This is a genomic window from Dyella sp. 01N448, from assembly GCF_056399225.1.
Genome location: NZ_JBFTQX010000010.1, coordinates 88,784 through 99,832 on the forward strand (window position 1 = coordinate 88,784; position 11,049 = coordinate 99,832).

8 protein-coding genes are annotated in these 11,049 nt (G+C 64.7%); 4 read left to right on the forward strand and 4 right to left on the reverse strand.

The window, feature by feature from the left end:
- Positions 1–32: 32 nt before the first annotated feature.
- Positions 33–914 carry a LysR family transcriptional regulator gene (locus AC1DKY_RS16500; RefSeq protein WP_441604837.1) on the forward strand — a complete coding sequence of 294 codons (882 nt, stop codon included), beginning with the start codon at positions 33–35 and terminating at the stop codon, positions 912–914.
- Between the two features lie 207 nt (positions 915–1,121).
- On the forward strand, positions 1,122–1,832 hold the full coding sequence (locus AC1DKY_RS16505; RefSeq protein ID WP_441604838.1) for a glutathione S-transferase: 711 nt from the start codon (positions 1,122–1,124) through the stop codon (positions 1,830–1,832).
- Here the strand turns inward: AC1DKY_RS16505 and AC1DKY_RS16510 are convergent.
- A complete protein-coding gene (locus AC1DKY_RS16510) occupies positions 1,829–2,260 on the reverse strand; it encodes an EamA family transporter (protein WP_046970238.1) in 432 nt (143 codons plus the stop codon). The genes AC1DKY_RS16505 and AC1DKY_RS16510 overlap by 4 nt on opposite strands.
- 30 nt (positions 2,261–2,290) lie before the next feature.
- Positions 2,291–2,824, reverse strand: coding sequence for a DUF2782 domain-containing protein (locus AC1DKY_RS16515; protein WP_441604839.1), 534 nt, complete (start codon positions 2,822–2,824; stop codon positions 2,291–2,293).
- 153 nt (positions 2,825–2,977) lie between these two features.
- Here AC1DKY_RS16515 and polA point away from each other — a divergent pair, with 153 nt between their 5' ends.
- Entirely contained in the window at positions 2,978–5,767 is a 2,790-nt protein-coding gene (gene polA, locus AC1DKY_RS16520; RefSeq protein ID WP_441604840.1) for a DNA polymerase I, read from the forward strand.
- A 457-nt stretch (positions 5,768–6,224) separates the two neighbouring features.
- Positions 6,225–7,250 carry a LacI family DNA-binding transcriptional regulator gene (locus AC1DKY_RS16525; protein WP_441604859.1) on the forward strand — a complete coding sequence of 342 codons (1,026 nt, stop codon included), beginning with the start codon at positions 6,225–6,227 and terminating at the stop codon, positions 7,248–7,250.
- A gap of 99 nt (positions 7,251–7,349) precedes the next feature.
- On the opposite strand, the gene AC1DKY_RS16530 is transcribed toward AC1DKY_RS16525, so the two are convergent.
- Positions 7,350–8,837, reverse strand: coding sequence for an MFS transporter (locus AC1DKY_RS16530; protein ID WP_441604841.1), 1,488 nt, complete (start codon positions 8,835–8,837; stop codon positions 7,350–7,352).
- The gene (locus tag AC1DKY_RS16535; protein WP_441604842.1) at positions 8,834–11,038 is read right to left on the reverse strand and encodes an alpha-L-rhamnosidase-related protein; all 2,205 of its coding nucleotides are present in this window, start codon (positions 11,036–11,038) and stop codon (positions 8,834–8,836) included. Before AC1DKY_RS16535 ends, AC1DKY_RS16530 begins: the two co-directional genes overlap by 4 nt.
- Positions 11,039–11,049: the final 11 nt, after the last annotated feature.

Below are 11,049 nucleotides of genomic sequence, written 5' to 3' on the forward strand. Positions count from 1 at the left end.
CGTTTTATCTGATCCACTGATACACTATTGGCATGAATATCAGCCTGCGCCAGCTTCGTGCCTTTCTTGCCGTGGCCCGCCAGCAGCATTTCCGCCGGGCGGCGGAGAGCATGCACCTGAGCCAGCCGGCGGTGAGCCGCCATATCGCGGATCTGGAAGCGGAGCTGGGCATCCGCCTGTTCGATCGCACCACCCGCGAAGTGCTGCCCACCGAGGCGGGCCGCTATCTGGAAAGCGCGATCGGGCGCGTGCTCGACGAACTGGAGGGCGTGCTCTCGCACGTGCACTCGGAAAGTGAGCGCAAGCGCGGCAAGGTGCATGTGGCCTCGGTGCCCACTTTGTCAGCGGGCTTGATGCCCCAGTGCATCGCCGACTGCGCTGCGCGCTATCCCGAACTCACCATCCAGTTGCACGACCAGGCGCAAACCATGGTGCTGGATAGCGTGCGCGGCGGCGAAGTGGATTTCGGCGTGGCGATCGATCCGCCGCTCACCGGCGAATTTGATAGCGAACGCCTGTTGCGCGATCCGTTTGTGCTGGTCTGCCGGCCCGATCATCCGCTCGCGCAGCTCGAACGCGTGCCCTGGCGCAAGTTGCAGGGGCAGCCATTGATCCTGCTCGACTATTCCTCCGGCAGCCGTCGCCTGATCGATCACGCGCTGGCGAGCCGCGGTATCGAGGCCAACATCGTGCAGCAGACTGGCCACACGTTCACTACGTTCCGCATGGTCGAAGCGGGGCTTGGCATCAGCGTGAGCCCCGCACTGGCGCCGCCGCCACCCACCCTGGTGACGCGACCGCTGACGCCGCAGGAAAGTCGCGAGGTGGTGTTGATCAAGCGCCGGCAGCGGTCGCTGTCGCCGTTGGCGATGCTGGTTTGGGAGCGGCTGCGCGAGCTGACCCGCACGATGTAACCGCGCCCTGTGGGAGCGCACCCTGTGCGCGACTGGGCGTCTCGGCTAGAACCGGACGTTCCAGTGTCATGAGGGCTTGTCGCGCACAGGGTGCGCTCCCACAGTTTTTTTGAGGGGGTCGAACGGTGATGATCGAGGCGATGCCGGAATCACGCTTCGTTGAATGCGCAGCACCTAGCCTCGCCCTCTTCTTCTGAGGCTCTCGTCATGCGCTACAAGCTTTACTACTGGAGCGGCATCCAGGGACGCGGCGAATTTGTTCGGCTCGCACTGGAGGATGCCGGCGCCGACTACGACGATGTCGCGCGCGAACAGGGCGACCAGGCCATGATGCCGTTCCTGCACGGCAAACATCCGGGCGCGTTGCCATTCGCGCCGCCCTTTTTATCCGCGGGCAAGCAGGTGATTGCGCAGGCCGCCAACATCCTTGCGTACCTGGGGCCTCGCCATGGCCTGGTGCCCGCATCAGAATCCGCGCAGCGCTATGCGATGCAACTGCAGCAGACGGTGACCGATATCGTCGCCGAGGTGCACGACACGCATCACCCGATATCCGGTGATCTGTACTACGAGCAGCAACGCAGCGAGGCGCGCAAGCGTTCCAACGCGTTCTGCGAAGCGCGCATCCCCAAATTCCTGGGCTATTTCGAGCAAGTGCTCGACCGTGGCGATGGACGCCACGCGATTGGGCGCCGCCACTCCTATGTGGATCTGTCGCTGTTCCAGCTGATGTCGGGACTGGACTATGCGTTTCCCAATGCGATGAAAGCCATCCGCCGTCGCACCACGAAACTCAGTGCATTGCAGGACCGCGTGGCCGAGCGGCCGAATATCGCGGCCTATCTGGCCTCGGATCGACGCATTGCGTTCAACGAGGACGGCATCTTCCGCCACTACCCGGAACTGGACGAGCGCTAGAACACCGCGATGATGATCGCGCCGAGCACGATCAAACCGCCGCCGATCGCCAGCGACCAGCTCAGCTGTTCGCCCAGCAACAACACGCCGAGCACGATGGCGATGGCCACGCTCAATTTGTCGATGGGCGCGACGCGGCTCACCGGACCCAACTGCAACGCGCGGTAATAGCAAAGCCATGAGAGGCCCGTGGCGATGCCCGACAGCACCAGGAAGACCCAGCTGCTGGTGGGCAACCCCGTGGGGCGCGCCCATTCGTTGCGCAGGCTGAGAATGCCGGCCGTGACCAGCAGGATCACGATGGTGCGAATGAAAGTGGCGAGGTTGGAGTTGATGCCCGCCACGCCGAGCTTGCCGAACAATGCCGTCAGCGCGGCGAAGAACGCCGAACCCAACGCAAACAGCAGCCAGCTCTCGCGCAGATTCATTCGGTCCTCGCCGCTGGCAGTCGCACGGACTTACTGGCCGCCGTTGTCCTGGTCTTCGGCGGACTTGCTCTTGCCCCACTCCATCACCTTGTACATCACCGGCTTCACCGGCTCGCCAGCCTGATTGGACCAGGCGCCCTTCTGGTCGACGATATAGGTCTGCGGAATGCCGCTCTTGGGCGTCACCACCACCATGTAGACCTGGCCGCTGCGGCTGTATTCCTGGATGGTCTGGTCGCCCTGCGTGACCACTCTCACCTGCGGCGGCGCATTGCCGTTGGCATCGCGCGGCTGGGCGTCGGAGGTGGCCGGGGAGGAAGTCTCTGGTGCGCTCAGGGTGGCTTCCGTATCCGCGGAGACATTGCCCGATGCCGATTTCTTGGTGGCGGCGGACTTGGGCGCGGGGGCTGTCTTGGGCGCCGGCGGCGGGGGCGTCGCCTTCACACCCGGGTCGTTCATGCCCGGCGGCGGCGGGGCCGGCGGAAACTGGCTGGCGGACGACTGGGCAAGCGCATGGGACGCGATGGCCACACCAAGAACGGCAAGCAAAGCGACGGGTTTCATGATGATGGCCTCCTGTGGAGAGTGGAGCATATCAGCGCCGAACCGCACGGCTCGTGAAGCGTCCCCGGAGCGTCGCGGAGGGACCGGGACGGCGTTGCGCCGCGCCTCAACCCACAGCCGTGCAGCCCGGTGCACGCGTGCGACAATTGCGGCATGGCCAAGCTCATCCTGATCGACGGTTCCTCCTACCTCTACCGCGCCTTCCATGCGCTCCCACCGCTCACCAATTCGCAGGGCGAGCCCACCGGCGCGCTGTTTGGCGTGGTGAACATGCTGCGCGCCACGCTCAAGGCCAAGCCCGATTACGTGGCCTTTGTCAGCGATGCGCCGGGGCCCACCTTCCGCAACCAGCTCTACGACCAGTACAAGGCCAATCGCCCGCCCATGCCGGACGATTTGCGCGCCCAGGTGGACCCCATGCTCGCCATCGTCGGCGCGCTCGGCTTTCCCATCCTGCGCGTGGCCGGGGTAGAAGCCGACGACGTGATCGGCACGCTCACCGAGCAGGCGCACGCGCAAGGTATCGAGGTGGAGATTTCCACCGGCGACAAGGATCTCGCGCAGCTGGTGCGCCCTGGCGTCACCCTGGTCAACACCATGACCAACACCACCACCGACAGCGCGGGCGTAATGGACAAGTTCGGCGTCGAGCCCTCGCAAATCGTGGATTTTCTTTCGCTCACCGGCGACACCGTGGACAACGTGCCGGGCGTGCCCAAGTGCGGCCCCAAGACCGCGGCGAAATGGCTGGCCGAATACGGCACGCTGGATAACCTGATTGCCAACGCCGACAAGATCGGCGGCAAGATTGGCGAGAGCCTGCGCGCCGCGCTGCCGCAGCTGCCGCTGTCGCGCGACCTGGTGACGATCAAGCTCGATGTGCCGCTGGATGAGTCGGTATCGCAGCTGACGTTCCGCGAACGGCATAGCGAGGCATTGCGCGAGTTGTACACGCGCTACGACTTCAAGGCGGCGCTTAAGGAAATGGATGCCGAAGCCGGCGCAACAACCACACCTGTGGGAGCGCACCCTGCGCGCGACGCGGGCGCAGCGGTCTTAGCCGACGCTACCGACACGGCCAGTCGCGCACAGGGTGCGCTCCCACAAGAGCCTGAGCACGCGGCGAATCTTGCGATGGCCGGCCAATACGAACTGGTCACCACGCAGGCGCAGTTCGAAAGCTGGCTGGCAAAGATCGCCACGGCGCCGCTGGTGTCGTTCGATACCGAAACCACCTCGATCGATTCGATGCAGGCCGACATCGTGGGCCTGAGCCTGTCGGTGGAACCGGGCCATGCCTGTTATGTGCCGCTGGCGCACGACTATCCCGGCGCGCCCGCGCAGCTGTCGCGCGAGCAGGTGCTCGCCACGCTCAAGCCGTTCTTCGAGGACGCGACCCGTCCCAAGATGGGACAGCACGCCAAGTACGACATCAATATCCTGTCCAACTACGGCATCCATCTGCGCGGCCTCAAGCACGATTCCATGCTGGAGTCGTATATCTGGAATGCCACGGCCACGCGCCACGACATGGATTCGCTGGCGCGCAAATACCTGGGCGTGGAAACGATCAAGTACGAGCAGGTTGCAGGCAAGGGCGCCAAGCAGATTTCGTTCTCGCAGGTGGATCTGGACACCGCCTGCCGCTACGCCGCCGAAGATGCCGACATCACGCTGCGCCTGCACCACGCGCTGTGGCCGAAGCTGGAGAGCGAGCCGTCGCTGCGCTCGGTCTACGAAAACATCGAGATACCGCTGATTCCCGTGCTCGCCTCGATGGAACAGCGCGGCGTGCTGATCGACGTCAGCGAGCTTCGCATGCAGAGCCAGCAGCTCGGCAAGCGCATGCTGGAACTGCAGCAGGAAGCGTGGAAAGGCGCGGGGCACGAGTTCAACCTTGATTCGCCCAAGCAGTTGCAGGCCGTGCTGTTCGATGAGCTCGGGCTGTCGGCGAAGGTGAAGACGCCGACTGGCCAGCCGTCCACCAACGAGGAAGCGCTGGCCGCCATCGCGGACGATCACGCGCTGCCGCGCCTGATCCTCGACTATCGCGGGCTGGCCAAGCTGCGTTCGACCTATACGGACAAGCTGGCGGAGATGGTCAATCCGCGCACCGGGCGCGTGCACACCAGTTATCACCAGGGTTCGGTGGCCACGGGGCGCGTGTCCTCGTCCGATCCCAACCTGCAGAACATTCCCATCCGCACCGAAGAGGGCCGCCGCATCCGCCAGGCCTTCGTGGCGCCACCGGGTTGGGTGGTGCTGGCTGCCGACTATTCGCAGATCGAGCTGCGCATCATGGCGCACCTGTCCGGCGATGAAGGGCTGGTCAAGGCATTCAAGGAAGGCGGCGACGTGCATCGCGCCACCGCCGCCGAAGTGTTCGGGCTGGCGCCTGAAGAAGTGAGCGCCAACCAGCGCCGCGCGGCCAAGGCGATCAACTTTGGCCTGATGTACGGCATGAGTGCGTTTGGTCTTGCACGCCAGCTCGGCGTGGATCGCGGCGAAGCCAGCGACTATATGGCGCGCTACTTCGCGCGCTATCCGGGCGTGCATGCCTTCATGGAAGCGACGCGCCAGCAGGCGCATCGCGACGGCTATGTGGAGACGCTGTTCGGCCGCCGCCTGTATCTGGAAAACCTGCAGTCGCGCAACCAGGCACTGCGCGCCGGGGCCGAACGCGCCGCGGTGAATGCGCCGATGCAGGGCACCGCGGCGGACATCATCAAGCGCGCCATGCTCGCCGTGCACGACTGGCTGCAACCCCGCGACGACGCGCACATGCTGATGCAGGTGCACGATGAACTGGTCTTCGAGGTGCGTCAGGATGTGGTCGAGGAGGTGCGTGCCGGGGTTGTCTCACGCATGTCGGCGGCCGCGGAGCTGTCCGTGCCGCTGCTGGTGGAGGCTGGGGTGGGCAAGAATTGGGATGAGGCGCACTGAGGGTGAGATGGGGGGCTCCAGCACCCTCTTCCTCCACCTGTGGGAGCGCACCCTGTGCGCGACGACCCATCGGAGAGGTGGCCCTCAGCGCCGCTGTCGCGCACAGGGTGCGCTCCCACAGTTTCGGCGCGGGGCTGCGCAGCGAAATGTTCGATTTTCGTCAAATGAACGCCTGCTAACCAAAATCGGATGCGGCAGTGCAACTTTCGCCGTCTGGCGCGTTCTTATATCTCGGATGCACGCAACGGCATCCGCGGGCTCGCCACCTCCCTGGACGAGCCCAAACGGTAAAGCGAACCTCTCCCCTGGGTTTCGCTTTCCACCCCGGCCCCGAGGATTCCCCCCTAATCCTCGGGGCTTTTTCTTGCCTGGCATCCAGCCCAGACGCATGAAAGGACAGCGAGCACACAAGCCGCTAGGATCTGCGCACTGACTCAAGAGTCACCGCTGCGTGCAGATCAAGGGAAAAGTCACCTCATTCGATATCGCCCACCTGGCCGGGGTCTCCCAGTCCACGGTGTCGCGCGCCTTGCGCGGCAGTCCGCTGGTCAACGAGGAGACGCGCCGGCGCATCCAGGCCGCGGTCGATGAGCTGAACTACAAGGTCGACAAGAACGCCTCGGGCCTGCGCGCCAAGCACACCGGCACGCTGGCCCTGCTGCTGTTCGAGGACCCGACCGCGGACGAGTCCCATATCAATCCGTTCTTTCTTTCGATGCTCGGCTCGATCACCCGCGCCAGCGCGCAGCGCGGCTACGACCTGCTGATCTCGTTCCAGCAGTTCTCGCGCGACTGGCACGCCGACTACGCGGACAGCATGAAGGCCGACGGCATCATCCTGCTCGGCTACGGCGATTACCTGGCCACGCGCGACAAGCTGCAGAAGCTGGTGGACCAGGGCACCCGCTGCGTGCGCTGGGGCGCGGTGCTGCCCGATCAGCCGGATGTATCCGTGGGCTGCGACAACCTCAGCGGCGGCCGCGAGGTCACTGCGCACCTGCTCGAACAAGGCTGCCGCCGCATCGCCTTCCTGGGCGACGCCTCCAGCCACTATCCTGAATTCTTCGATCGCTATCGCGGCTATGCACGCGCCCTGAGCGACGCCGGGCTGCACGTTGAGCCCTTGCTGCAAGTCAATGCGGAAAGCACTGAGCGGTCCGGCTACGACGCGCTGGAAACGCTGCTGTCGCGGGGTGTGAGCTTCGATGCGGTGTTCGCCGCCAGCGACCTGATCGCTTTTGGCGCGATGCGTGCGCTCGCCGACCACGGTCTGCGCGTGCCGGACGATGTGGCGCTGGCGGGTTTTGACGATATCCCGATGGCGAGCTTCGTCAGTCCGCCGCTCACGACGGTATTGCAGGACACCAAGCTCGCAGGCGAGATCCTGGTCGACAATTTGCTCGCGCTGATTCGCGGCGAGCCGGCACAAAGCGGGATGTTGCCGGCGAAGTTGATCGTGCGGAAATCCAGCGTCAAACGCTGAAGAAATCCCACTGTAGGAGCGCACTTGTGCGCGACAACCCGATGGCGATGACGTCTGGTAGTCCGCGGTCGCGCACAAGTGCGCTCCTACATTTTGAGATTAATGCGCTACTACCGGGTCCAACCGCGTCGACGGTTCTGCGACCCGCAACGTGCACAGCCCCGCGATCAGCAGGCTCGCCCCGCCCATCGCCAGCGCCCAGATCGCCTGGCCATGGAAGAACAGCCTCAGCAACAGGCCCAACACACTGGCCGCCATCAGCTGCGGAATCACGATGAAGAAATTGAAGATGCCCATATAGACGCCCATCTTCGACGCCGGCAGGTTGTCCGACAGCAGCGCGTACGGCAGCGACAGGATCGAGGCCCACGCAAAACCCACGCCCACCATCGACAGCAACAGCCACTGCGGATCGCGGATCACCAGGATCGACAGCAGGCCCGCACCGCCCAGCGCGCAATTGAGCAGATGACTGATGCGCAGGCCCCAGCGACGCACCATCCACGGAATGGCGGCAGCCGCCACCGCCGCGAAGGCGTTGTACGCGGCAAACAGCACGCCCACCCAGTTGGCACCTTCGTTATAAGCGGCCGAATGGACATCGGTGGTGCCGTAATGCACTGAAGTCACCGCAGCCGTGGTGTAGATCCACAAGGCGAACAAAGCAAACCAGGAGAAAAACTGCACGACGGCAAGCCGGCGCATGGATTCGGGCATGCCGTAGAGATCGCCCATCACCTGCTTCAGCATGCCGCTGCTGCGTGTGATGGACAGCCATGAAAACAGTGCGCCGAACAGCACCAGGCCGCCCGCCAGCAGATACAGCTCTTTCTCCAGCGCGTAGTGGCGGATCGCCACCAGCAGCGCGGCGCCCGCGATGATCAGCAGCACGCCGAAGCGCCACGCTCCCGACGCGTTCGTCACGGTGGTCTCGACCTGACCATCGGTGAAAGCTTCCAGCTCACCCGGCGGATATTCGCGCGTGGTGAGCACCGTCCACAGCACCGAGCCCAGCAGCACCACGCCGCCGAGATAGAACGCGTATTTCACCGTATCGGGAATGGCGCCCTCGCCCGCCACATTGCTCACGCCGAGCTTGGCCAGCAGCCAGGGCAGCAGCGAGGCCACCACCGAGCCCACGCCGATGAAGAAGCTCTGCATCGCATAGCCCACGGGGCGTTGGCGCGGCGGCAGCTGGTCGCCTACGAAGGCGCGGAACGGCTCCATCGAAATATTGATCGAGGCATCCATGATCCACAGCAGCCCTGCCGCCACCCACAGCACCGGCGAGTTGGGCATGCACAGCAGCGCCAGCGTGGTGAGCACCGCACCGATCAGGAAATACGGACGACGACGGCCCAACTTTGTCCACGTACGATCGGACAAGTAACCGATGATCGGCTGCACCAGCAGACCCGAGAACGGCGCGGCGATCCACAGCGCCGGGATATCGCCGACGTCCGCGCCCAGGGTCTGGAAGATGCGGCTGACGTTCGCGTTCTGCAGGGCGAATCCAAACTGGATGCCCAGGAAACCGAAGCACATGTTCCAGATCTGCCAGAACGACAGCTCGGGCTTGCGCGTCATGGCTTGGCCGTGACCGGCGACGGCGACACCAGCATGGCCTCGACCTTGGTATCGTTGACCGGGCCGCTCGCCCCGCCCTGCTCGCCGGTGTAGTGCGCGTTGTGGCGCAAGTCACTCATGTTGAATCCCTGGTCCAGTCGGTAGCGGCAAATCGCACCCGCCCGCGTCAAGAAGGTGGCCGTGGCGGAGCGCTGCGTGCCCACACTATGCGGCATCACCACCGGTACGCGCTGTGGCGCTGCACCATCGCACGACACGTCCAGCAACTTCACCGCGGCGGTGACGCCGGTGTTGATCGGCCCGTGGTCGTTTACATAGTCGAATGACACGCTGAACGAGCCATCCTTCGGCGCCTTCCACTCCCACGGTCCTGGCCCTGCAAGGCGCGTTTCCTCGCCCTTGCAGGTGGCCATGCTCGGCAAGGATTCCAGACCGTCGTCTCCGACGCGCGTGAGCTGGAAGCACTGGCGCGTGTTGCCCTTGGGCAGCGTGAGGCTGCCGTCGATCGGGCCCACGCGATGGCCGTCCAGATACAACATGCCCTTGCCCTGGAAACCGACCTGCCAGCGATTGCCGTTTTCGGTAACCGCGGGCGCATCGGGCATCTCCGCAGCGAACAGCGGCGCATCGGTGCGCAGCGGCTTTGCGCCGGAATGAATCGCCTTCAGCTGCACGATGGTCTCGTCGCCCTCGCGATGCTGCGACTGGGTCACCAGCAGATCACCGTCGAGCTTGGCCGGACGCACCAGGGTGATGCGCTGGCCGGCCAGATCCAGCGTGATTTTCTGCTTGTCGCCAAACAGCGGCGCTACCCACGACGCAGGCAACTTCGGTTCAATGTGCCCGCCATCGTCGAGACCGAACACACCGCTGATCACCATGTCGAGATAACCCGCCACCGACCACAGCTGACGCGGCGAATTGACCACCGGACCACTGAGCTTGCCCTCGTCGACATGCACGGCCTGGGAGACCAGCTCGTAGTTCTCCATATTGGACGAGGCGAGCGCGGCGCCGCGCAGGATCGAATCCATCTCGTGCGCAATGCGCGTCGAGTCGTTCACCGTGCGCGCGGCGCGCAGCGCGTAGGCACTCACGAACGGCCAGATCGCGCGGTTGTGATAGACCGGCTGATCCTTGCGCTCCGGCCAGATCACCGGGCTGCCCGCCTGCCAGGCGGGATAGTTGTCCAGCGACTGCTTCGCCCTGGGGGTATCGGCCACGCCGCTGGTCACCGCCAGCGAAATGCCGAGCAGGTCGTAACTGTCGACCGGCATGGCTTCGGGACCGAGGTAGCTCATGTACATGCCGCGGTCGGTGCGCCAGAAGTGCGCGTTGATCGCCTGCTTCAGTGCAGCCGCCTGCACGCGAAAGTCCTTGGCCGAAGCATCGTGCTGCTGATCCGCCAGCTGCGCCGCGAGTTGCAGGGCCTGGTAGTGCAACACGTTGGTGGACAGCGCGAACGATTCGCCGATATAGCGCACGTCTTTCTCGGTCCACGCGGGATAGGTCTGTTCGCGCCAGTCGAGGAAGGAGGTTTCGCCGCGATAAAGGCCCAGCTTGCTGTCGAAGACGTAGAGACGATCCTGCGCCAGCGTGTCCTTCAGCGCACGCCAGGTGTCCTCGGCGAACGCCTTTTGGCCCAGCAGATGCCTGGCACCGAGGAACCACACCACGCGATCGGTGCTGATCGGCCAGCTGCCGCCCGAACCGGTGTCCTGCATCACGTAGAGGCCTTGCGTGGCCGCGGGCTCGCGCACATCGGAGAGCTTGAAGCGCAGCGACTCGCGCGCTCGATCCGCATCGATGCGCCACAGTGCGAGGTCAATCGAGTACGAGACGTCGCGCGTCCACACATACGGCCACTTCTCGCCCGTGGCGTAGCAACGGCAGGGAATTTCCTTGCCGTGGTCGTAGGCACCGTCCTTGATGGCAGATACCGCATCGTGGCTGAGATCGTCCTGCGCCATCGCGAACAGGCCATCGAACAGCGGGCTCGCCGTATGCACGGACAACTTCTGAGCGGCAATGCTGCGGTCGCCGTTTGGAGCATGGAGCACGAAGCTGCCGTTGGCCTCGCTGCTCATGCTGGCGGTTTTGCCCTTCCAGCTCACATCGCCGTGGGGCGTGATGGCCTGGGCATGGACAACGCCGGCAAGCAGCGATGCTGCGCAAGCCAGCGCGAGACGCGCACGACGCATGGGCGCGCCAC